This window comes from Bacillus sp. AFS041924 (assembly GCF_002577195.1).
Lineage (GTDB): Bacteria > Bacillota > Bacilli > Bacillales > Bacillaceae_G > Gottfriedia.
Map to the genome: position 1 here is coordinate 1 of NZ_NULG01000019.1, position 24,211 is coordinate 24,211.

Here is a 24,211-nt window from a genome sequence, read left to right on the forward strand (position 1 = left end):
AGCGGAGGCGACTGTTCAGCCCCGACAAGTATAAGACGATTTCCGGAAAAGGTTTGCTTTTTAACCTTTACCGGAAATTGACTTATGACCTCGAGAGGCTAGGAGCCGGAGCTAGACATCGTACATACTTGAATAATAATTAGCTTAAAAATATCAATTAAATTCATTTACAAATAATTGTAAAGACTAAATAATCCAATAACTAATAATTAGTTAAAATGGAAGAATGAAAATACGATATTAATGTGTTAGACAAAGGATGAGCATAGAACATCGTTGTCTAACACATTTTTATTTGAATTTTATCATGATGTTTGGACCTTCCTTCATATATTTTATTAAAAGGATGGTGAAGTTTAATGGCCAGAATTTCAGATTTTCAAGTTAAAGACGTTGTAAATGTTGCTGATGGTAAGAAATTAGGGAATATAGTTGATTTAGATATTGATCAGTCAAACGGAAAAATTTCGTCGATCATTTTAACAAAACCAGGAAAAGGCTTGAATTTTTTTAGTAAAGAGGAAGAAATGACAATTTATTGGAATGATATTGTGAAGATCGGAGAAGATGTCATTTTAGTAAAATACCGTTCTAGTGTAGATTTTGAGGAAAACCAAGCAAGTCCAGTAAAATTCACATAAAAAAGTAATTGTCTTTTGTCAAAAATAATCATAAATGTGAAATCTATGGTAAAATATAGGAAACCATTTACTGGTTTACATATATATTTACTAAATTAGTTTTTGTGAGGTCTTATAAATATGAAAGAGAGCTTCATTCAATCGACTGAAAGTACTTTTATGATTCAACCTTGGGAAGACTCATATAAACATTTAGTTGCAGGATTTACAACCAAAAATGATGGAGTTAGCCAAGGTTGTTTCACTTCTTTTAATCTTGGATTACATGTAAATGACTCAAAGGATGTAGTAGTTAAAAATAGAGAAATCCTTGCGAGTAAACTGAAATTTTCAAAGACAAAATGGATTTGTTCAGAACAAGTTCATGGAAATAATGTTGTAAAAGTAACTAAAAATGATTGTGGCAAAGGTGTTACAGATTACGAAAGCAGCATTGCAATAACAGATGGATTTTATACGAATGAGGAAGATGTATTATTAACTTCTTGTTATGCAGATTGTGTTCCATTATATTTTATTGAACCAACAAGTAAATATATTGGCTTAGCTCATGCAGGTTGGAAAGGTACAGTTCAAAACATTGGCGGACGTCTAATCGAAAAATGGATAACAAAAGAAAATTTACAACTAAAAAATATCCAAGTTGCAATCGGTCCATCGATTGGTGATTGTTGTTATGAAGTGGATGATTTTGTAATGAATAAAGTAAGTGATGCATTTGAACACAAGATTCCAAATAATATTTTGACTACTTTACCAAACGGGAAATTTAAATTGAATTTAAAAGAAGCAAACAAACAATTACTCATTAAATCGGGCATTAGTGAGGAAAATATAATAATGACAAATTATTGTACAAGCTGTAACCCGGACGTCTTTTTTTCACACCGTAGAGATGGTGGGAAAACAGGAAGAATGATGAGTTATATTGGTTGGAGGAAATAACAACATGACAGTCAAACAAAATTACGAACGAATTAGTGAACAAATAAATGCAGCAAAAATAAGAGCAAATCGAAATGATGAAGTCACATTAATTGCTGTAACGAAACAAGTATCTGCAGAAGTTGCTAAAGAAGCTATAGCTGAAGGGATTGACCAATTAGGTGAAAACCGTATTGAAGGTTTGAAGGATAAACAAGAACAAATTCAAAGTGAAGTCGTTTGGCACTTTATTGGTTCACTTCAAACTAGAAAAGTAAAAGACGTCATACATAGTATTGATTACTTACATTCCTTAGATCGACTATCTTTAGCAGAAGAGATTCAAAAAAGAGCAACTAAAACCTTAAAGTGCTTTTTACAGGTTAATGTATCTGGAGAAGAATCAAAGCATGGTATAAAACCTAATGAAGTGATTGAATTTGCTAGACAGCTTTCAGAATTTGATAAAGTACAAGTTGTTGGGCTAATGACCATGGCGCCATTTACCGAAGATGTAACGATTATTCGAAATAGTTTCAAAGGATTAAAGGAATTACAAGAAAAAGTAAGAGATTTACATATTGCAAATATTCCATGCTCTGAATTATCAATGGGTATGTCAAATGATTTTGAAATCGCTATAGAAGAAGGTGCTACATTCATAAGAATTGGTACTGATTTAGTAGGAAAGGGAAGGTAGAGAAGATGAGTATTATTGGAAAAGTAAGAAACTTTTTTGCAATGGAAGATGAGTATGAAGACGATTATGAATATGAAGAGCAACAAAAACAGCATGAAAACCAAAACAAACAACAACAACAACAACAAATGTCTAAACAGGCACATGAAGAAATTAACTATGACCGAAATGCTTCAAAGCAAAAATTAGTAAGTTTACCAGGAGGAGCTTCATTGACGTCAAAAGTTGTATTAGCGCAGCCGCGTGAATATGCAGAAGCACAAGATGTTGCAGACCATTTGAAATCTAAAAAAGCAGTAGTCATTAATCTACAACAAATGCAAATCGATCAAGCTAAACGCTTTGTCGATTTCTTAAGTGGTACAGTATATGCAATAAGTGGTGATATCAAAAAAATAGGAACAAATACGTTTATTTGTACACCGGATACTGTCGATATTTCTGGAACGATTACAGATATGTTATTTGAGGAAGACAATTCCATTAAAAGGTGGTAATTAAATGGATTTTATTTTTAATTTATTAGTACAATTAATCGGTTTATATAAAATCATCATCATTATTCATATCATTTTATCCTGGTTCCCACAAATCAGACAGTCAGGTTTTGGTCGCATAATAGGATCAATTTCAGAACCGTATTTAGAGCCATTCCGTCGAATCGTTCCATCAATCGGTATGTTTGATTTTTCACCAATTGTCGCATTATTTGCATTAGAATTTGCTGGTATTGGAATTCAAAGTATTTCTCGTTTCTTCTAAAAAGAGAATCTAACAGGTTCTCTTTTTTAATTAATATTTCTAGTTCGATGAAAAAGAGGATTGCATCAATGAGTATATATGATCATTTTCGTAAAGAAGAACATGTTTTCATAGAAAAGGTTATAAGTTGGAAGGAACAAACAATTGAACGGTATTCGATTAAGTTGACGGATTTTCTTGATTTAAGGGAACAAATGATTATGCAATCAATTATTGGTAATCAAGGAGAGTGTTTTGTCGCTTTTTTTGGTGGGAGACAGGATTGTGAACGAAAGCGTGCAATTATTTATCCGAGCTTCTTCACCCCAAACGATGAAGACTATTCTTTAGTAGCGTTTGACTTAGATTATGCAACTAAATTTCATACTTTATCGCACCGCCAAGTACTAGGCACATTAATGTCTCTAGGCATTACAAGAGGAAAATATGGTGATATTCTAATTAAAGATGATAAAATCCAACTGATTGTTGCAGACGAAATAGCAAGTTTTGTTGAAAATAACTTAAACTCTGTAGGAAAATCGCCGATTAAATTAAAGAGAATTTCATTTAATGAATTGTTTGAATCTGAAGATGATTGGCAAACTAGTAATGGGACTGTGTCATCATTACGTTTAGATGTTTTATTAAGTGAATTCTATAATATATCTCGACAAAAAGCTCAAAGCTTAATTAAAGCCGAACACGTTAAAGTAAACCAACGTATAATTGACTCTACATCTTTTGTATGTGAAGAAGGAGATTTATTTTCTGTCAAAGGTTTTGGAAGAGGAATGTTAAGGTCAATTGACGGTTTATCGAAAAAAGAAAAATGGCGGATCCACTACGGTGTTAAAAAATAGTCAGAAATTGTAGAAGGAAAAACGTAGAAACTGTCGAAAATTTATTATAACCTATTAATATAGAACTTACACGGAGGTGGCTTAATTGCCTTTAACACCACTTGATATTCATAATAAAGAATTTGGAAAAAGTTTTCGTGGTTATGACGAGGACGAAGTAAACGAGTTTTTAGATCAAGTCATTAAAGATTATGAATTAGTTATTCGTGAGAAAAAACAATTAGAAGAACAAATTCTTGATATGAAAGAAAGATTAAAGCATTTTTCTACTATAGAAGAAACTTTAAATAAGTCAATTTTAATTGCGCAAGAAGCTGCTGAAGATGTAAAAGGTAGTGCTCAAAAAGAAGCTAAGCTAATCATTAAGGAAGCAGAGAAAAATGCTGACCGTATTATTAATGAAGCTTTAATTAAATCTAGAAAAGTTACAATGGAATTTGAAGAACTTAAGAAGCAATCAAAAGTTTTCCGCACTCGTTTAAGAATGGCAATTGAGACACAATTAGAAATGTTAGGTCATGAAGATTGGGATCATATTTTAGATGATAAAGAAACCGAAGAAATTGCAAACTAATCGTATAAGCCTTGACGATTTGTAAAGTTTTACATATAATTTATTAGATATTAATAGTAAATCGGTGACAGGGAAGAGTACTTCTATAAAACTAGGTAGCGAGTCAAGGATAGTGTAAGCTTGATATAGAAAATAGAAGGAAAATCACCCTAGAGTGCTTTTCTGAACAAAAGTAAGAAAAGACGTTTCATTCACGTTACGAATGCTAAGTGGACAATGGATTTTTCGGATTTATTGTCAATTAGGGTGGTACCACGGGAACCTTTCTCGTCCCTTTTTTGGGATGAGGAAGGTTTTTTGCGTTGTTCAACGATTTATTATACATATTTTATTTCCATCCAATTAAAACGAAAGTTATAAATTTTATTCATAACTTTCTGTTTTAAGTATTCATAAATAGACATTGCACTAATAAAAGGCTTGTAAGATGGATACAATGCGTTAATGTGGAATTTAAAATTGGAAAGTAAGCTGGCATTACAGTTTAGTTAGCTTTAGATCAAACTTGAAAAGTTTAAAAATGGAGGAAAGCAAATGGAGTACAAAGATACGTTACTTATGCCAAAAACTGAATTTCCTATGAGAGGAAACCTACCTCAACGTGAACCGCAAATTCAAGAAGAGTGGAACAAAAAAGACATTTATACAACTGTTCAAAAACATAACGAAGGAAAACCTTCATTTATTTTACATGATGGACCACCATACGCGAACGGTGACCTTCATATGGGACATGCACTTAATAAAGTATTAAAGGATTTCATTGTTCGTTTTTACAATATGAATGGATATCGTTCTCCTTACGTTCCAGGTTGGGATACTCATGGTTTACCAATTGAACAAGCATTAGCAAACAAAAAAGTAAATCGTAAAGAAATGTCAGTAGCAGAATTCCGTAAACGATGTGAAGAATATGCTTACGAACAAGTAGAGCGTCAAAAAGAACAATTTAAACGTTTAGGAATATTAGGTGATTGGGACAGACCATACATCACTCTTGAAAAAGAATATGAAGCTGAACAAATTAAAGTTTTCGGCAAAATGGCTACTAAGGGATTAATTTACAAAGGGCTTAAACCAGTATATTGGTCACCTTCAAGTGAATCTGCACTTGCGGAAGCTGAAATCGAGTACCAAGATAAACGTTCTGCATCAATCTATGTTGCATTTGCGGTTGAAAATGGTAAAGATGTGTTAAATGGTGGAGAGAAATTCATCATTTGGACAACAACTCCTTGGACGATCCCAGCTAACTTAGCTGTATGTTTACATCCTGACTTAAGCTATGATGTAGTTGCTGTAAATGGTGACAAGTTTGTAGTTGCAACTGAGTTAAGAGAAGCTGTTACAAAGGAATTAGGTTGGGAAGATGTAGTAGTAGAAAAGACATTCAACGGATCTGTTCTTGAAGGAATCGTTTGTAAGCACCCATTATACGATCGTGATTCGGTTGTTGTTTTAAGTGACCATGTTACAACTGACGCTGGAACTGGTTGTGTACACACTGCTCCTGGTCATGGTGAGGATGACTTCCGTGTTGGCCAACAATACGGATTAGAAGTACTTTGTCCAGTAGATGAAAAAGGTGTTCTTACAAAAGAAGCTCCTGGTTTTGAAGGATTATTCTATGATGAAGCTAATAAAGAAATTACGAAGGCACTAGAAGAAAAAGGTGCTTTATTAAAATTACAATTTATCACACACTCTTATCCACATGACTGGAGAACAAAAAAACCAATTATCTTCCGTGCAACTGCACAATGGTTTGCATCAATCGAAGCAATTCGTGATCAATTAATGCAAGCTGTTCAAGATACTAAGTGGTTCCCAGCTTGGGGAGAGACTCGTCTATTTAACATGGTTCGTGATCGTGGAGATTGGTGTATTTCACGTCAACGAGTATGGGGAGTACCAATTCCAGTATTTTATGCTGAAGACGGAGAAGCAATTATTACTGAAGAAACGATTGAACACGTTTCGAACTTATTTAAAGTGCATGGCTCAAATATTTGGTTTGAAAAAGAAGCGAAAGAACTATTGCCTGCTGGATTTACACATCCTGGTTCACCAAATGGTAAATTCACTAAAGAAAAAGATATTATGGATGTTTGGTTCGACAGCGGTTCATCACATCAAGCTGTTTTAAATACTCGTGAAGAATTATCTTTCCCTGCAGATATTTACTTAGAAGGTTCTGACCAATACCGTGGTTGGTTTAACTCATCTTTAAGTACTAGTGTTGCTGTAACAGGCCAAGCTCCATATAAAGCAGTAGTAAGTCATGGTTTCGTTTTAGATGGTGAAGGTCGTAAAATGAGTAAATCAATCGGCAACATCGTCCTACCATCAAAAATTATGAATCAATACGGTTCGGATATTTTACGTTTATGGGTAGCTTCTGTAGACTATCAATCAGATGTACGTATTTCTGATGCATTAATGAAGCAAGTTGCTGAAGTATACCGTAAAATCCGTAATACATTCCGTTTCTTATTAGGAAATTTAGATGGATTTAACGCTGAAGTTGACGCTTTAAAATATGAAGAGCTACGCGAATTAGATCAATATATGTTAGTGAAATTAAACAATGTTGTTAAAACTGTTCGTGAATCATATGAGAAATATGAATTTGCAAATGTTTACCACACAATTCAAAATTTCTGTACAACAGAATTAAGTTCATTCTATTTTGATTTATCAAAAGATGTTTTATATATTGAGCCTAAAACGAATAAAGATCGTTTAGCAATTCAAACAGTGTTACATGAGTCATTACAAGCACTAACTCGTTTAGTTGCACCAATTTTACCTCATACAGCTGAAGAAGTTTGGTCTCATATGGCAGGAACTTCAGTTGAAAGTATTTTCTTAACAGAAATGCCAGACGTTAAAGATTTTGGTGATACTCAAAGCTTAGAAGCTAAGTGGGAAAAATTCATGGATTTACGTGATGACGTATTAAAAGCACTTGAAGTGGCTCGTAATGAAAAAGTTATCGGTAAATCACTAACTGCAGCAGTGAAAATCTATCCAAATGCAGAAGTTGCTGAGTTATTAAATTCGATTCATGAAGACTTCAAACAATTATTAATTGTTTCACAAGTAGAAGTCGCAAGTAGCAATGAGCAGGCTCCAAAAACAGCTCAAAAATTTGATACATTAAGTATCGAAGTAACGCCTGCTACAGGTGAAACTTGTGAACGTTGCTGGGTTGTAACAGAAGAAGTTGGTAAAGATGATGAGCACCCAACACTTTGCTTACGTTGTGCAAGTGTTGTAAAAGATATTTAATGAAGAAGTGGTAAAGCACTTGAAGGAAGAGTCGAAAGTTAAAAACTTTCGGCTCAGACTGTTGACAAACGCTCGCTTTCTTCGTTGCTTCGCCTGCTTGCGGTGCTCATTACCGTTTNNGACTTTGTCTACACACTGAGTCGAAAGTTAAAAACTTTCGGCTCTTTTTTCTTGTCTTTTTCATATATTTTTAATGTTAAATGAAAGGAGTGGGTGGATGAAAATATTAATGCTGATCCATGTATTATCTGCAATAATTGGAGTAGGTCCAACATTTTTTGGTCATGTATTAACGAGGTCAAACCAAACAGTTGAAGATTTAAGGATGAGTTATCGTTTTTTTAAGTATTTAGAGATGTTTCCAAAAATCGGAGGAAGTTTAGCTGTAATCAGTGGTCTTACTCTATACTTTTTAGGTAATTATGGTTCGTTTACCCAACTTTGGCTCATAGGCTCATTAGTATTATATATTCTGATTCAAATTGTTGTAATAGGTTTAATAGCTCCGAAACAAAAAAGAATTGAGAATTGGCTGTTTGATGAAAAACAGAAAGATGTAAACGAATTAGACCAGGATATCGTTAAAGCTCAAAATCATGTAAACAAATTATTTTATTTTGCTTCTTTTATGGGAGTTGTTTTGTTTATTTTTATGATTTTAAAGCCAATCGTTCTCAATTAAGAAATATTGGACTCAACAATTTTCAGACCAATAATTTTAGAACTAAAACACCTGCATTAGGAAATTGAATCCTATATGCGGGTTTTTCTTATGTTATTTAATAAAATTAATCATTACAGTTTAATTATTAGTGGAAATATCTTTCTTCATTTCCTTAATAGGAAAAAGTTTCACCTATTATCGACTTCAATTTGAGGGAAAAGTATCTTTACAAAATATAATTGGGAGTGAAGAAGATGAGGAGCAATGAAATTTTCCATATTAAACAAGAGCTCGAACAAATTAAAAATGAATTGCTGCATCGTTTATTTTCTGAACCAATAAGCTCTTCGGTTGTTTGGCATAATCATTCAATTTTAGAAGAGACAAACAAACATAATACCCTCGTTGAAGATATGCAAAATGATTTATATGATATTGAGATTGCATTACAAAAAATAGAACATGGATTGTACGGTTATTGTGAAGTAACTGGACAACAGATTGCAGTTGAAAAATTAAAAGTGCTTCCGACAGGTCGAACTTTGGAGGATTTTAGTTTTGTAAGAAATCATTACTAATACAATTCATTGTATAAAAGTTCCCCCTATGCTAAAATTTTATGAGATATCTAATAAGGTAGGGGATAAATATGGCATATATTATTGCAGTGATTGTCATTTTAATTGATCAATTGACAAAACTTGCAGTATTAAAGAAGATGTATTTGGGAGAAAATATTGAGATTATTAAAAATATTTTTTACATAACATCACATCGTAATAGAGGAGCGGCTTGGGGGATGCTCCAAGGCAAAATGGGCTTCTTTTATATAATTACACTAGTCTTTGTTGTCGCAGTAATTTACTTTATTCAAAAGCACGCAAAAGAGGACAAATTCCTAGGGGTATCTTTAGGTTTAGTCTTAGGTGGTGCGATAGGTAATTTTATTGATCGTTTCTTCAGAAAAGAAGTTGTTGATTTTATTCATGTTTATATTTTTAATTATGATTTCCCTGTATTTAATATCGCAGATTCAGCTCTTTGTGTAGGCGTTATTTTATTATTTATTATTACTTTATTGGAAGACAAAAGAGGAGTTAAGAAATGACAGTTTTTGCTTTTACAGTTCAAGAAGATCAACATTTAGAAAGAATCGATACGTTTATTGCTGCTCAAAATGATGAGTGGTCAAGGTCTCAAGTTCAAATCTGGTTAAAAGAAGAGTTTGTATTAGTGAACGGTGATAAAATTAAACGTAATTATAAAGTAAAACAAGGCGATGAAATATCAGTTTCAGTACCTGATCCAAAGCCATTAGAAGTAATAGCTGAAGATATTCCACTTGATATTTATTATGAAGATGCTGATGTCATTGTCGTAAATAAACCACGTGGAATGGTAGTTCACCCTGCATTAGGTCATGAAACGGGTACTTTAGTAAACGCTCTAATGTATCATTGTAAAGATTTATCAGGCATTAATGGCATATTAAGACCTGGTATTGTACATCGAATCGATAAAGATACATCAGGTTTATTAATGGTTGCTAAAAACGATATGGCACATGAGAAGCTAGCAGAGCAATTACGTGAAAAAACATCTGTACGCAAATATATTGCAATTGTACATGGTGTCATTCCACATGAGGAAGGCACAATTGATGCACCAATCGGACGAGATAAAAGTGATCGTCAAAGTATGACAGTTACTGAAGAAAATAGTAAAGAAGCTGTTACTCATTTTAAAGTGTTAGAGCGCTTTGAAGAGTTTACATTAGTTGAATGTCAGCTTGAAACAGGCCGTACACATCAAATTCGTGTTCATATGAAATACATTGGATACCCGTTAGCTGGAGATCCAAAATATGGACCACGAAAAACATTGGATATTGATGGTCAAGCACTACATGCAGCTGTTTTAGGATTTAAACATCCAAGAACAAATGAGTATTTGGAGCTTTCATCACCTATTCCAAAAGTACTAGAAAATATTATTGAACAATTACGTAGATAACTGTTGACAATCATCGTGACATAGGTCATAATGAGGACAGTTGAATGAACCTTTAACACAACCCCGTGAGGTTGAGAAGGAAGCGGAAAAATGAAAAGGGATAAATGTATCCTTTTGCGCTACCCTCTTGTCCATCGGGCAAGAGGGTTTTTTGCTTCTACACTATAATAGTAGGAGGTAAGGTAAATGACTGAAAAAGCAATCATCTTAGACGAACTGGCAATTAGACGTGGTCTAACAAGAATCGCACATGAAATGCTAGAGAATAACAAAGGTATTGAAAACATCGTTTTAGTAGGAATTAAAACAAGAGGTGTTTATCTAGCGAAACGAATTGCTGAACGAATTAAACAAATTGAAGGTAAAGATGTAATCATGGGTGATTTAGATATTACACTTTATCGAGACGATTTATCAACAAAGACGGAAAACAAAGAACCATTAGTGAAAGGTTCAAATGTTCCTGTTGACTTAACTAACAAAAAAGTAATTTTAGTTGATGATGTGCTTTACACAGGTAGAACAGTTCGTGCCGCAATGGACGCAGTTATGGACCTAGGTAGACCGGCCCAAATTCAATTAGCAGTATTAGTAGATCGAGGACATCGTGAACTTCCAGTAAGAGCAGACTATGTTGGTAAGAATATTCCAACATCGAGTAACGAAAAAGTAGTCGTAGCTTTAAAAGAAACAGATGACTTTGATAAAGTAAGTATATTTGAAAAATAAAAGTCCCTTTTAAATTTGGTCCAGAGAGGCTAACAAAGGGTCTAGTTAGTTGCTGCCTTCTAAGCAACGTATTGGACTCTTTGTGTATCATCACAAAGAGTTTTTTTATTGGGAAAATGGAGGAATCAACATGCTAAAACAAAAACCTGTACTTGAGATAAATGAAAAACCGAATTTAGGTCAATGGTTTTTCCTGAGTTTACAGCATTTATTCGCAATGTTTGGAGCTACAGTATTAGCTCCAATCTTAATCGGGATTAATCCTTCAATCGCATTAATATCAAGTGGAATTGGAACGATCGTATTCGTCCTAATCACTAGAGGTAAGGTGCCATCATACCTAGGGTCGTCATTCGCTTTCATAGCTCCAATGATTTATGCGAAAACAAATTTAGAACCAGGTGCAGCGTTCGTAGGAGTTTTCATCACAGGTATTATTTATGCGATTATCTCACTGATTATAAACAAAGTAGGCGTAAAATGGTTATTCAAAGTATTACCACCAATCGTTGTTGGGCCGGTAATCATCGTAATCGGATTAAGTTTATCTTCGGTGGCAGTTGGAATGGCAATGAACGGAGCTGATGGTAAATACAGCTCAACATCAATTACAATCGCGCTAATTACACTAGCGATCACAATCATAACAGCATTATTCACAAAAGGTTTCTTATCAGTTATACCAATTTTAGTAGGGATTATCGGTGGTTACATTACTTCAATCTTCTTTGGAGTAGTAGATTTCACAGGAATTGCTAAAGCACATTGGTTAGCAGTACCAGATTTCTCAGTACCATTTGTAAATTACACACCGCATGTCACATTACAGCTACTAATCATCTTTGTACCAGTAGCAATCGTGACAATCTCAGAACATATAGGTCACCAAGTAGTACTTGGAAATGTTGTAAATAAAGACTTAATTAAAGATCCTGGATTAGATAAGTCATTATTTGGAGACGCAGTTTCAACAATGATTGCAGGGCTAATCGGTGGACCTACAACAACAACTTACGGTGAAAACATCGGAGTACTAGCAATTACAAGAGCTTACAGCGTATACCTGTTCATTGGTGCTGCAATCTTCGCTATGGTATTTGGATTCATCGGAAAAATATCAGCAGTGATTAGCTCAATCCCAACACCTGTAATGGGTGGTATCTCAATCCTACTATTCGGAATCATCGCTTCAAGCGGATTACGAGTACTAGTAGAAAACAAGACAGATTTCTCTAAACAACGTAACTTAATCATCGCTTCAGTAATCTTAGTACTTGGAATTGGTGGAGCGGCAATACACATTGGTAAGACATTCGCACTAGAAGGAATGGCATTATCAGCTCTAATCGGAGTAGTCCTAAATTTAGTCCTTCCAGAAAAAATTGGTGGAGATCGTATGATCGAAAATGATAAAGAAGAGAATAGCTTAGCTTCATAAATGACAATTAAGTGGGGCATTCTTACAATAAATAGAATGCTCCAGAAATAAAACGGATGAAATTCATTTAGGGGGATGACGGATGAATCATTTATTAACCATGTCTGATTTAACAATTGAAGAAATTCAAGATTTGCTAAACCAAGCACAAAACTTTGCAAATGGAGAAATAAGTAGCCTGAAGCGTCAGACATTTGTTGCAAATTTATTTTTTGAGAATAGTACGAGAACTCGCTTCAGCTTTGAAGTAGCCCAGAAGAAGCTGGGACTTGAAGTTATTAACTTAGCAGTTGAAAGCTCAAGTATCCAAAAGGGTGAAACTTTATATGACACAGTTAAAACACTTCAAGCAATTGGAGTTGAGGCAGTCGTAATACGTCATACTGACGACGAGTATTTTCAAGAAATTAAAGATGCAGGAATGCCAATCCTGAATGCCGGCGATGGATGTGGAAATCACCCAACACAATGCTTACTTGACTTACTAACGATTAAACAAGAATTTGGTAGCTTTGAAGGATTAAAAGTAGCAATTGTAGGAGACTTAAGACATTCAAGAGTAGCTCGCTCTAATGCTGAAGCACTAATAAGACTTGGAGCTGAAGTATATTTCGCAAGTCCAGATGAATGGAAAGACGATAAAAATACTTATGGAACATACAAAAATTTAGATGAATTAGTTGAAGAAGTTGATGTGATGATGCTCCTAAGAGTACAGCATGAAAGACATGACGCAAAGACTAATCACATAATGGAAAATTACTTACAAAAGCATGGTCTAACAGTTGAAAGAGAAGCAAAAATGAAACCTAATAGCATTATCATGCATCCAGCTCCATTTAATCGAGATGTTGAAATTGCGAGTGACCTAGTAGAGTGCGAGCGATCAAGAATCTTTAAGCAAATGGAAAATGGTGTATATGTACGAATGGCTGTTCTAAAAAGAGCCTTACCAACAGTATGGGGAGAGATGAAAAATGAAGTACTTGTTTAAAAACGGTGTCATCTTACAAGAAAATGGTGAACTTCTAAATAAAGACGTATTAGTAGTCAAAGGAAAAATTTCAGTAATCGCTGAAACAATTGTTGATGAAGATGCGGTACAAATCGAATTAAACGGCAAATTACTTTCAGCAGGTTTAATAGATGTTCATGTTCATCTTCGTGAGCCAGGTGGTGAACATAAGGAGACAATCGAAACAGGTACAAAAGCAGCAGCAAGAGGTGGATTTACATCAATTTGTGCAATGCCAAATACTCGTCCAGTACCAGATACAATCGAACACCTAACAGCCTTAAATAAAAAAATAGAAGAAACAGCAGTTGTAAACGTATTACCATATGCATCAATTACAATACGACAAGCTGGTGAAGAACAAACAGACTTTGAAGCTTTAAAAGAGAATGGAGCATTTGCCTTCACAGATGATGGTGTTGGAGTTCAATCTGCTGAGATGATGTACAAAGCAATGCAAAAAGCAGCTGAACTAAATGTCTCGATCGTTGCACATTGTGAAGAAAACACGCTAATTCAAAAAGGATGTGTTCACGAAGGCAAGTTTTCGAAAGAACATGGTTTAAATGGAATACCTTCAATTTGCGAAAGTGTTCAAATTGCTAGAGATGTTTTATTAGCTGAAGCTACAGGTTGTCATTATCATGTTTGCCATATTAGTACAAAGGAATCAGTAAGAGTAGTACGCGATGCAAAACGAGCTGGAATAAATGTAACTGCGGAAGTATCTCCACACCATTTAATTCTTTGTGAAGATGATATCCCAGGCTTAGATACAAATTTCAAAATGAATCCACCTTTAAGAAGTGCAATCGATCGTGAAGCTTTAATCGAAGGATTACTTGATGGAACAATCGACATGATTGCAACAGATCATGCACCTCATACAGCTGAGGAAAAAGCACAAGGTATGCAATTAGCACCATTTGGAATTGTAGGATTAGAAACCGCATTTCCACTATTAAACACGCACTTTGTAGAAACAAAGAAAATGACTTTACAGCAAATAATCAACTTTTTAACAACTAAGCCTGCTGAAGTTTTTAACTTAAATAGAGGGAAAATTGAAGTTGGAGCGGTGGCAGACTTAACTGTAATCGACTTAGAATTAGAAGAGGAAATCGATTCAACAACATTCCTTTCAAAAGGTAAAAATACACCATTCGATGGCTGGAAATGTAAAGGTTGGCCGGTAATGACAATGGTAAATGGCAAATTAGTATATGAAAGAGAGGAACTAACAGTATGATGCGTCAATTAATATTAGAAGACGGTACAGTTTTTGTAGGAGAAGGATTTGGTAGCGAAGTTGAAACAACAGGAGAAATAGTATTTACAACAGGTATGACAGGATATCAAGAAGTATTAACTGACCCATCTTACTGTGGACAAATCGTAACATTCACTTACCCATTAGTAGGTAACTACGGAATCAATTTAGAGGATTTTGAAAGTATCGTACCAGCAGTTCACGGCTTAATTGTAAAAGAATATGCTGAGCACCCATCAAATTTCCGAAACAAAATGAGCTTAGATCAATACTGTAAAGACAAAGGAATCCCAGGTTTAGCAGGAATCGATACACGTATGTTAACTAAAAAGTTACGTGAAGTTGGAACAATGAAAGGAAAGTTCTGCAACATGGAAGCAAATGTTGATGAAGTAGTTGCAGAATTAGCAAACACACCGTTATTCACAAATCATGTTGAGCGTGTTTCTACACAAAAGCCATATAGAAGTCCAGGTAGAGGACACCGAGTGGTTTTAGTAGATTTCGGTATGAAACACGGTATTCTAAGAGAATTAACAAATCGTAAATGCGACGTTACAGTTGTGCCTTATAACGTATCGGCAAAAGAAATATTCTTACTAGCTCCAGATGGAATTATGTTAAGTAATGGACCTGGAGATCCAAAAGATGTTCAAGTAGCAATCGAAATGATTAAAGAAGTAGTAGGTAAAGTACCATTATTCGGAATTTGCTTAGGTCACCAATTATTCGCTTTAGCAAATGGAGGAAATACTTCAAAACTTAAATTCGGACATCGTGGTGCGAACCATCCAGTTAAGCATTTAGAAACAGGAAAAGTAGCAATTACTTCACAAAATCACGGTTATGCTGTAGAAACTGAGTCAATTGAAGGAACTGACTTAGAAGTAACACATGTTGCATTAAATGATGGAACAGTAGAAGGACTTAAACATAAGAAATACCCAGCTTTCACAGTACAATATCACCCAGAAGCATCACCTGGACCAGAAGATGCAAACTACTTATTTGACGAATTTATTAGCATGATGGAAGCACAGAAAAGAGAGGGGAACTTACAATGCCAAAACGCGTAGACATTGAAACAATCTTAGTAATCGGATCAGGACCAATCATAATCGGTCAAGCAGCAGAATTTGACTATGCTGGAACACAGGCTTGTCAGGCATTGAAAGAAGAAGGATACAAAGTAATTCTTGTAAACTCAAACCCTGCAACAATTATGACAGATGTACAAACAGCAGATAAAGTATACATCGAGCCACTAACAGTAGATTTCGTTAGTCGAATTATTCGTAAAGAACGTCCAGATGCACTTTTACCAACATTAGGAGGTCAAACAGGACTTAACCTAGCGGTAGAATTAGATAAATCTGGCGTGTTAAAAGAGTGTGGAGTAAAAATTTTAGGAACTACTCTAGAAGCGATTAACCGCGCAGAAGACCGCGATTTATTCAGAACATTAATGAACGACTTAAACGAGCCAGTACCAGAAAGTGCAATCATTCATACTTTAGAAGAAGCATTTGACTTCGTAGCAGAAATTGGCTACCCAGTTATCGTTAGACCTGCCTTTACTCTAGGGGGAACAGGTGGAGGAATTTGTAGTAATGAAGAAGATTTAAAAGAAATCGTAGCAAGCGGATTAAAAAATAGCCCAGTAACACAATGTTTATTAGAAAAAAGTATCGCTGGTTATAAAGAAATCGAGTATGAAGTAATGCGTGATGCAAATGACCATGCGATTGTAGTATGTAACATGGAAAACATCGACCCAGTTGGAGTTCATACAGGAGATTCAATCGTAGTAGCTCCTTCTCAAACATTAAGTGATCGTGAATATCAAATGCTACGAAATGTATCATTAAAAATCATTCGTGCATTAGGAATCGAAGGTGGATGTAACGTACAGCTTGCACTAGATGCGGATAGCTTCCAATACTATGTAATCGAAGTAAACCCACGTGTATCACGTTCAAGTGCGTTAGCTTCAAAAGCTACAGGTTACCCGATTGCAAAATTAGCAGCGAAAATCGCAGTAGGCTTAACACTAGATGAAATGATTAACCCAGTTACTAAGAAAACTTATGCTTGCTTCGAGCCAGCATTAGACTATATCGTATCAAAAATTCCACGTTGGCCATTTGATAAGTTCGAAACTGCAAACCGTCAGTTAGGAACACAAATGAAAGCAACTGGAGAAGTAATGGCGATCGGTAGAACACTTGAAGAGTCATTATTAAAAGCGGTTCGCTCCCTAGAATTAGGCGTAAATCACATCGAACTTAACGCAGTAAAAGACCTGTCTAAAGAACAAATGATTGCTCGCATGGCAAAAGCTGACGATGAAAGACTATACATTGTTGCTGAAGCAATGAGAATGGGTATGACATTAGAAGAAATACACTCAATTACAAAAATTGATTTCTTCTTCTTACACAAAATTGAAAATATCATTAAAATGGAAAAACAAATTGAAGAAAACCATTTTGAACTAGATGTACTTTTAAAAGCTAAGAAAATGGGCTTCAGTGATGATTATATTGCAGAGAAATGGAATGCAACAAATAAAGAAATTTACGAATTTAGAAAACAAAATCAAATCATTCCAGTTTATAAAATGGTTGATACATGTTCTGCTGAGTTTGAATCTACAACTCCATACTTCTACGGCACATATGAAATCGAAAATGAATCAATTGTGACGGATAAAACGAGTGTAGTCGTACTTGGATCTGGTCCAATTCGAATCGGTCAAGGTATTGAGTTTGACTATGCAACAGTACATTGTGTAAGAGCGATTAAAGAAGCTGGATACGAAGCAATCATCATCAACAACAACCCAGAAACAGTTTCAACTGATTTCAGTATCTCTGACAAACTTTATTTCGAACCTTTAACAATCGAAGACGTAATGCACATTATCGATTTAGAAAAACCGATGGGTGTAGTTGTTCAATTCGGTGGTCAAACAGCAATTAACTTAGCAAGCAAATTAGTAGAACGCGGTGTGAAAATTCTTGGAACTTCACTAGAAGATCTAGATCGTGCAGAAGACCGTGACAAGTTTGAAGAAGCACTTCAACAATTAGGTGTACCACAACCACTAGGTAAAACAGCAATGACGCCTGAAGAAGCAGCGGCAATCGCTGATGAAATAGGTTACCCAGTATTAGTAAGACCATCTTATGTACTAGGTGGACGCGCTATGGAGATTGTATACCGCCGTGAAGAGATTCTTCACTACATGCAAAATGCAGTAAAAATCAATCCAGAACACCCAGTACTAGTTGACCGTTACCTAACTGGTAAAGAAATTGAAGTAGATGCAATTTCTGACGGAATCGATGTATACATCCCAGGTATTATGGAGCATATCGAGCGAGCTGGAGTTCACTCTGGAGATTCGATCGCAGTATATCCAACACAAAATGTATCAGATGCTGCGAAACAAAAATTAATCGATTACACAATCAAACTAGCAAAAGGCTTAAATATTAAAGGTTTACTAAACATCCAGTTTGTTGTAACAGATAAAGATGAAGTATTTGTACTAGAAGTAAACCCAAGGTCAAGCCGTACAGTACCTTTCTTAAGTAAAATTACAAATGTACCAATGGCGAATATTGCAACAAAAGTAATCCTTGGTCAAACATTAGCTTCATTCGGATATGCAACAGGTTACCATCCAGAAGGAAATGAAGTTTATGTAAAAGCACCAGTATTCTCATTCGCTAAACTACGCTCAGTAGATATAACATTAGGCCCTGAAATGAAATCAACTGGAGAAGTAATGGGGAAAGATGTAAGTCTTCAAAAAGCATTATACAAAGCTCTAGTAGCTTCTGGAATGCAAATCCCAACTCACGGATCAGTCATCATTACAGTAGCTGATAAAGATAAAGAAGAAGTAGTAAATATCGCAAAACGCTTCCATGAAATTGGATTTACAGTATTCGGTACAGAAGGAACTAAAAATCATTTAGAAAACCAAGGCGTACCAGTAAAAGCGGTAAACAAAATTAACGAGCATGAAGATAATATGTTAGATATGATTAAGCGCGGAGATGCACAATTTGTTATCAACACTTTAACAAAAGGTAAAAAACCAGCTCGTGATGGTTTCAGAATTCGTCGTGAATCAGTTGAAAACGGAGTAGTTTGCTTAACTTCACTAGATACAGCAACTGCGATTCTGTCAGTAATTGAAAGTTTAACATTCTCAACTTCTGCTCTACCAAACAAAGAAATGAAGGCTGGCGTATTAGTATGATAAAAAAAGAACTCATGACAATTGTCTCAAACAGAGAAATTGCCCATCAAATTGTCGAAATGACATTAAAAGGTGAACTTGTTCAGGAGATGCACTCTCCTGGGCAGTTCGTCCATATAAAAGTGACTGGTGGACTAACACCACTATTAAGAAGACCAATCAGTATATGTTCGATCGACAAAGAGAAAAGTGAGTTCACGATGATATTCCGCGCAGAAGGTGAAGGAACAAAGCTTTTAAAAGAAGCAAGCGTTGGACAACAGGTTGATGTATTAGGTCCTCTAGGTCAAGGATATGATGTTGAAACTCTTTCAGAAGGGGATACGGCTCTACTTGTTGGTGGTGGAATTGGAGTACCTCCGATGTATGAACTTTCTAAGCAATTTAAAGCACGTGGTGTGAATGTCATTCATGTACTAGGATTTGCATCAAGCAATGTGGCTTTTTATGAAAAAGAATTTTCAGAATTAGGCCCAACTTATATGGCAACAGTAGATGGGACTTTAGGTACAAAAGGATTCGTTACAGATGTAATTCGTGAAAAAGGACTTCAATTTGATCAATACTTCGCATGTGGTCCAACAGTAATGTTAAAGGCATTACAGCAGCAATATAAAGGTATGAAGGATGGCTATATATCACTTGAAGAACGCATGGGCTGTGGAATCGGAGCTTGTTTTGCATGTGTATGCCATACTGAAGACGGTTCATATCGTAAAATTTGTAGCGATGGACCAGTATTCCAAGCTGAGGAGGTAGTACTATGATTTCATTACAAACAAAACTTCCTGGCTTAGATTTAAAAAATCCTATTATGCCAGCTTCTGGTTGCTTTGGATTTGGTAGAGAGTTTGCAAATCTATACGATCTAAGCATTCTTGGAGCTATAATGATAAAAGCAACAACAGTTGAAACAAGATACGGAAATGAAACACCTCGTGTAGCAGAAACTGGGGCGGGGATGTTAAATGCAATTGGCCTACAAAACCCTGGCTTAGAAAAAGTAATTAACGAAGAATTAAAATGGTTATCTAACTATGATGTACCGATCGTTGCAAATATTGCTGGATCTACGATTGAAGACTATGTAACAGTTGCAAAAGAAATATCAAAAGTAAGTAATGTAAAAGCATTAGAATTAAACATCTCATGCCCAAATGTAAAATGTGGTGGGATTGCATTTGGTACTGATGCAGCAACTGCAGCAGAAGTGACAAAGAAAGTTAAGGAAGTAAGCGAAGTTCCACTTTACGTAAAATTATCACCTAATGTAACGAACATTGTTGAAATCGCAAAAGCAATTGAAAATGCAGGTGCAGATGGTTTAACAATGATCAATACATTACTTGGTATGAGACTAGATTTAAGAACGGGAAAACCGATTCTTGCAAATAAAACTGGAGGGCTATCTGGTCCTGCCATTAAACCAGTAGCGATACGAATGATCCATGATGTAAGTCAAGTAGTAAACATCCCGATTATCGGAATGGGTGGCGTAATGAACGCAGAAGATGCACTCGAATTTTTCCTAGCAGGAGCAAGTGCAATCGGTGTAGGAACGGCAAACTTTGTTGATCCATTTGCTTGTCCAACTATTATTGAAGAACTACCAGAAGTACTACACAAATATGGATATCAGTCGATTGAAGAATGTATTGGAAGGAGCTGGAAACAACATGTCACAAGTGGTCATCGCGCTTGATTTTTCATCAAAAGATGAAGTAATGAATTTTGTAAAAAAATTTCAACAGTCTCTATATGTAAAGGTAGGGATGGAGCTATTTTACAAAGAGGGTCCAGCAATCATTAAGGAGTTAAAAGAATTAGGACATCAAATCTTCCTAGATTTAAAGCTTCATGATATTCCAAATACAGTAAAACATGCAATGAAAAACATCGCCTCTTTAGAAGTAGACATGGTAAATGTACATGCAGCTGGTGGAACGAAAATGATGAAAGCAGCATTAGAAGGACTAGAAGAAGGCACGCCAGCCGGTAAAAAAAGACCTCAACTAATTGCTGTAACGCAACTAACAAGCACATCAGAAGAGCAAGTAATCCACGAACAAGGACTTTCATCCTTAAAGGATTCAATTAAGCTTTATGCTGCTATTACAGAAGAAAGTGGACTAGATGGCGTAGTCTGCTCTCCACTTGATGTAGAGTTAGTGAAAGCAGCAGTTGAAGGTGATAACTTTATAACTGTAACACCTGGCATCCGTCTAGCCGATAATAGTGTAGATGATCAAGTACGTGTAACAACTCCAGCGAAAGCTAGACAATTAGGAAGTAGCTATATTGTAGTAGGACGCAGTATTACAAAAAGTGAAAATCCAGTAGAAGCATATACAGAAATATTAGCACAATGGGAGGGCGTAACAATATGAAAAAAAATATCGCAGCAAACTTACTAAGCATTGGGGCAGTAAGCCTTCAACCTGAAAATCCATTTACTTGGGCATCAGGAATCAAATCTCCAATCTATTGTGATAATCGCCTAACTCTTGGCTATCCTGAAATTCGTAAAAACATCGCAAATGGCCTAGTAGAACTAATTCAAACAAAATTTGGAAACGTAGATGTGATCGCAGGAACTGCAACTGCAGGAATTCCACATGCAGCATGGACAAGTGACCTAATGGAATTACCAATGGTATATGTACGTAGCTCTGCAAAAGGACACGGCAAAGGAAATCAAATCGAAGGCCCAATCAAAGCTGGACAAAAAGTAGTAGTTGTAGAAGACTTAATCTCAACAGGCGGCAGCGTAATAACATGTGTTGATGCTCTACGCGAAGCAGGCTGTGAAGTACTTGGAGTAGTATCAATCTTCACTTACAATCTTCCAGCAGCAGTTGAAAAATTCAGTGCAAATGACGTAACTTATGACTCACTAACTGACTATGACACACTAGTTGAAGTAGCAAAAGAACAAGGCTCAATCGAAGAAGAACACGTAGCAAAACTAACAGCATGGAGAAAAAATCCACAAGACGCAAGTTGGATGACTGTTGAAGTTTAATACTTAGGATAGGAAAGATGACCCATTGGGGTCATCTTTTTTGTTTTGATCTAGAGAAGGGGAGTAACCTGGGGATTTATTGGAGTTATTTTGTTTTCTATTGGTGAGTTCCTCATTTAATACTAATCAAAAAGAGGCTGTCTCAAAAGGTCGTTGAATGACAACATTTTGAGGCAGTTTTTTATGTTTTTTACGCTAAATTTAGCCATTTCTCTTCTGATTTACGAAATTCTGGACTGATTGCTACTCTCTAAATTTGATTCCAATCAGTTACTGCACTAATTGTGTAGGTTTCTGAATTATTTAAGCGGAATCAAACATTAATTGCCGGTTTCAACATTAATTGAGCCGGTTTCCCCATTATTTAAGCGAAGTTCACAAAGTGTTCGACTTCCGTGCTATCAAACTAAAAAAGAGTGCTCAAAAGTCCTTTGACTATTGGGCACCCATCTTGGTCATATTTTAGTTTTGAAACGAAGTAGTTATGTTTTTTTGATAAATGTACTAGGCATTACAACAAGTACTACTTCTCCACGAGCACAAAGAATATCATTTGCAAATAGTTCTGTATGAACTTTCCATCTTTTAGGATGGATTTCTTCAACAGTTCCAATTGCTTTTAGTGGCACATCTTGCGGAGTTGGTGCCAGGAATTCCACATTGAGAGTAGCAGTAACAAACCTAGGTGGCACTGACCCATCACCAATTTCATTCCCATTTTTACGGTGTAATGCAAGTGCGGCAGACCCTGATCCGTGGCAATCCATTAACGATGCTATTAATCCACCATAAATAAAACCAGGAATTCCTATGTACTTTGAATCAGGTGTAAAGATAGTAACGGTTTTATCACCTTGCCAACCAGTTCTTAGATGGTGACCATCTTTATTTAATCGACCGCACCCATAACACCAAGCGAAATCATCGGGGTAGACATCTTGTATTGCTTTGTCAATTATTTCTTCCATTATTAATCCTCCCTAGTAATGCATTCAGTTAATCCAAACTAATATGAGTGAGTGTTTTGTCAAATTGTACTTTAACTATATATAAGGTCTTTCTAATACACAACGGTTTCCTGATAATTCTGTTAATATTAACGATACTATTAGAACTTTAAGGTTTGTTTCAGATAATTAATGATTAATAGTTTGCTTTATATAATTTTTTTGATTATTTAATAACGCATTGCTTTAGTCGAACAACAGGGTCGGTTGAAAAATTGATTTTTAAATAGTAGTTTAGGTTGAATAAGAATTATGGTATTTTATGGTAAAATTAGATGGGTTTTAGTAAATAAAATTTTCAAAAAAGGGGGTTTTATAATGGGAAAACAGAAATTATCGATTACAGTATTTTTATTAAGTCTTTTTTCATTACTTATTTCTCTTAAGTTATTTTGGAATTTAGGTAATTTTGTTGATGAGTTTGGTTTAAGCCCTAATATTGTTAATGGCGGTGACTTTTGGCTTACAATGGATTGGTTAAGATTATTATTACTGTTATTGCTGTGTGTAATATCTGGTATTAGTATTTTTAGTGCTAAAAAAAAGTGAAATGGCGAATATAAAAATTGTGAAGAATTACACTTAAACTATCTGATGCTGTACGGTTAACATTGACATTAACACCTAACATCAAAAACTGTTAATACTAGTTACGTATATTTCTATTAAGAATTTTTACTTGACGTATCAGTCTGTTCCGGGTTAAGATGAGTTTAATTAAATGAAACGTGATTTCTCCAAAGGGGAGTAGCTATTACAGCAAAGTCGTCATTACGGGATTTAAATCCTCGGCTTTGTTGGCAATTGCGATTGTAAGCGAGACCTTTGCCAATGTAGTTGGTAAAGGTCTTTTATGTTTAACACCTTTACCAGCTAATTGGTAAAGGTGTTTTTTCATTTTTGAAAAAAATTATTCGTTATTTATTCCAATGGAGGATTCCTAAGTTTCAGGAAAGTCTGTAACAGAAGGGAGCACGACCATGTCTAAACTTTTCAAAATACTAAAAAGCGCTGTATTGAAAAAAGGAATAAAAATGGCAAAAAAA

Annotated in this window: 25 protein-coding genes and 1 other annotated feature; of the genes, 23 read left to right on the top strand and 2 right to left on the bottom strand. The window is 35.2% G+C overall.

The window, feature by feature from the left end:
• Window positions 1–359 precede the first annotated feature (359 nt).
• From COC46_RS06635 to pyrE, 22 genes are all read left to right on the top strand, one after another.
• The gene (locus COC46_RS06635; protein WP_098808959.1) at window positions 360–641 is read left to right on the top strand and encodes a YlmC/YmxH family sporulation protein; all 282 of its coding nucleotides are present in this window, start codon (window positions 360–362) and stop codon (window positions 639–641) included.
• 120 nt (window positions 642–761) lie between these two features.
• Window positions 762–1,586, top strand: coding sequence for a peptidoglycan editing factor PgeF (gene pgeF / locus COC46_RS06640; protein ID WP_098808960.1), 825 nt, complete (start codon window positions 762–764; stop codon window positions 1,584–1,586).
• Between the two features lie 4 nt (window positions 1,587–1,590).
• Window positions 1,591–2,265 carry a YggS family pyridoxal phosphate-dependent enzyme gene (locus tag COC46_RS06645; RefSeq protein WP_098808961.1) on the top strand — a complete coding sequence of 225 codons (675 nt, stop codon included), beginning with the start codon at window positions 1,591–1,593 and terminating at the stop codon, window positions 2,263–2,265.
• A gap of 5 nt (window positions 2,266–2,270) precedes the next feature.
• The gene (locus COC46_RS06650; RefSeq protein WP_098808962.1) at window positions 2,271–2,762 is read left to right on the top strand and encodes a cell division protein SepF; all 492 of its coding nucleotides are present in this window, start codon (window positions 2,271–2,273) and stop codon (window positions 2,760–2,762) included.
• Between the two features lie 4 nt (window positions 2,763–2,766).
• A complete protein-coding gene (locus tag COC46_RS06655; RefSeq protein ID WP_098808963.1) occupies window positions 2,767–3,027 on the top strand; it encodes a YggT family protein in 261 nt (86 codons plus the stop codon).
• 68 nt (window positions 3,028–3,095) lie between these two features.
• Window positions 3,096–3,869, top strand: coding sequence for a YlmH family RNA-binding protein (locus COC46_RS06660; protein ID WP_098808964.1), 774 nt, complete (start codon window positions 3,096–3,098; stop codon window positions 3,867–3,869).
• Between the two features lie 85 nt (window positions 3,870–3,954).
• Window positions 3,955–4,443 carry a DivIVA domain-containing protein gene (locus COC46_RS06665; RefSeq protein ID WP_098808965.1) on the top strand — a complete coding sequence of 163 codons (489 nt, stop codon included), beginning with the start codon at window positions 3,955–3,957 and terminating at the stop codon, window positions 4,441–4,443.
• Between the two features lie 55 nt (window positions 4,444–4,498).
• Window positions 4,499–4,721, top strand: a binding site (T-box leader).
• 256 nt (window positions 4,722–4,977) lie between these two features.
• Window positions 4,978–7,734 (top strand): isoleucine--tRNA ligase, encoded by a 2,757-nt coding sequence (gene ileS, locus COC46_RS06670; protein WP_098808966.1) that lies wholly within the window; start codon window positions 4,978–4,980, stop codon window positions 7,732–7,734.
• 217 nt (window positions 7,735–7,951) lie between these two features.
• Window positions 7,952–8,416, top strand: a complete 465-nt coding sequence (locus COC46_RS06675; protein ID WP_098808967.1) for a DUF2269 family protein — start codon at window positions 7,952–7,954, stop codon at window positions 8,414–8,416.
• A gap of 236 nt (window positions 8,417–8,652) precedes the next feature.
• Window positions 8,653–8,976, top strand: a complete 324-nt coding sequence (locus tag COC46_RS06680; protein ID WP_098808968.1) for a TraR/DksA family transcriptional regulator — start codon at window positions 8,653–8,655, stop codon at window positions 8,974–8,976.
• Between the two features lie 71 nt (window positions 8,977–9,047).
• On the top strand, window positions 9,048–9,506 hold the full coding sequence (lspA, locus tag COC46_RS06685; protein WP_098808969.1) for a signal peptidase II: 459 nt from the start codon (window positions 9,048–9,050) through the stop codon (window positions 9,504–9,506).
• Window positions 9,503–10,411, top strand: coding sequence for an RluA family pseudouridine synthase (locus COC46_RS06690; RefSeq protein WP_098808970.1), 909 nt, complete (start codon window positions 9,503–9,505; stop codon window positions 10,409–10,411). The genes lspA and COC46_RS06690 overlap by 4 nt, the downstream gene beginning before the upstream one ends.
• A 186-nt stretch (window positions 10,412–10,597) precedes the next feature.
• Window positions 10,598–11,140 carry a bifunctional pyr operon transcriptional regulator/uracil phosphoribosyltransferase PyrR gene (gene pyrR, locus COC46_RS06695; RefSeq protein ID WP_098808971.1) on the top strand — a complete coding sequence of 181 codons (543 nt, stop codon included), beginning with the start codon at window positions 10,598–10,600 and terminating at the stop codon, window positions 11,138–11,140.
• A gap of 130 nt (window positions 11,141–11,270) precedes the next feature.
• Window positions 11,271–12,578 carry a solute carrier family 23 protein gene (locus COC46_RS06700; RefSeq protein ID WP_098808972.1) on the top strand — a complete coding sequence of 436 codons (1,308 nt, stop codon included), beginning with the start codon at window positions 11,271–11,273 and terminating at the stop codon, window positions 12,576–12,578.
• An 82-nt stretch (window positions 12,579–12,660) separates the two neighbouring features.
• Window positions 12,661–13,572, top strand: coding sequence for an aspartate carbamoyltransferase catalytic subunit (locus COC46_RS06705; RefSeq protein WP_098808973.1), 912 nt, complete (start codon window positions 12,661–12,663; stop codon window positions 13,570–13,572).
• On the top strand, window positions 13,556–14,842 hold the full coding sequence (locus COC46_RS06710) for a dihydroorotase (RefSeq protein ID WP_098808974.1): 1,287 nt from the start codon (window positions 13,556–13,558) through the stop codon (window positions 14,840–14,842). Before COC46_RS06705 ends, COC46_RS06710 begins: the two co-directional genes overlap by 17 nt.
• Window positions 14,839–15,939 carry a carbamoyl phosphate synthase small subunit gene (locus tag COC46_RS06715; RefSeq protein WP_098808975.1) on the top strand — a complete coding sequence of 367 codons (1,101 nt, stop codon included), beginning with the start codon at window positions 14,839–14,841 and terminating at the stop codon, window positions 15,937–15,939. Before COC46_RS06710 ends, COC46_RS06715 begins: the two co-directional genes overlap by 4 nt.
• Complete coding sequence (gene carB, locus COC46_RS06720; RefSeq protein WP_098808976.1) at window positions 15,924–19,136, top strand: carbamoyl-phosphate synthase large subunit; 3,213 nt, start codon at window positions 15,924–15,926, stop codon at window positions 19,134–19,136. The genes COC46_RS06715 and carB overlap by 16 nt, the downstream gene beginning before the upstream one ends.
• Window positions 19,133–19,903 carry a dihydroorotate dehydrogenase electron transfer subunit gene (locus COC46_RS06725; protein WP_098808977.1) on the top strand — a complete coding sequence of 257 codons (771 nt, stop codon included), beginning with the start codon at window positions 19,133–19,135 and terminating at the stop codon, window positions 19,901–19,903. The genes carB and COC46_RS06725 overlap by 4 nt, the downstream gene beginning before the upstream one ends.
• Window positions 19,900–20,838 carry a dihydroorotate dehydrogenase gene (locus COC46_RS06730; RefSeq protein WP_098808978.1) on the top strand — a complete coding sequence of 313 codons (939 nt, stop codon included), beginning with the start codon at window positions 19,900–19,902 and terminating at the stop codon, window positions 20,836–20,838. The genes COC46_RS06725 and COC46_RS06730 overlap by 4 nt, the downstream gene beginning before the upstream one ends.
• A complete protein-coding gene (gene pyrF, locus COC46_RS06735) occupies window positions 20,813–21,523 on the top strand; it encodes an orotidine-5'-phosphate decarboxylase (RefSeq protein ID WP_098808979.1) in 711 nt (236 codons plus the stop codon). Before COC46_RS06730 ends, pyrF begins: the two co-directional genes overlap by 26 nt.
• Window positions 21,520–22,158, top strand: a complete 639-nt coding sequence (gene pyrE / locus COC46_RS06740; RefSeq protein ID WP_098808980.1) for an orotate phosphoribosyltransferase — start codon at window positions 21,520–21,522, stop codon at window positions 22,156–22,158. The genes pyrF and pyrE overlap by 4 nt, the downstream gene beginning before the upstream one ends.
• Window positions 22,159–22,640: 482 nt before the next feature.
• On the opposite strand, the gene COC46_RS06745 is transcribed toward pyrE, so the two are convergent.
• Entirely contained in the window at window positions 22,641–23,126 is a 486-nt protein-coding gene (locus COC46_RS06745) for a PaaI family thioesterase (protein WP_098808981.1), read from the bottom strand.
• A gap of 357 nt (window positions 23,127–23,483) precedes the next feature.
• Between COC46_RS06745 and COC46_RS06750 the strand changes: the two genes are divergently transcribed.
• Entirely contained in the window at window positions 23,484–23,714 is a 231-nt protein-coding gene (locus COC46_RS06750; protein ID WP_098808982.1) for a hypothetical protein, read from the top strand.
• A 205-nt stretch (window positions 23,715–23,919) separates the two neighbouring features.
• On the opposite strand, the gene COC46_RS22130 is transcribed toward COC46_RS06750, so the two are convergent.
• Window positions 23,920–24,063: a hypothetical protein gene (locus tag COC46_RS22130; protein ID WP_176545081.1), complete on the bottom strand. Its 144-nt coding sequence runs from the start codon at window positions 24,061–24,063 to the stop codon at window positions 23,920–23,922.
• Window positions 24,064–24,211: the final 148 nt, after the last annotated feature.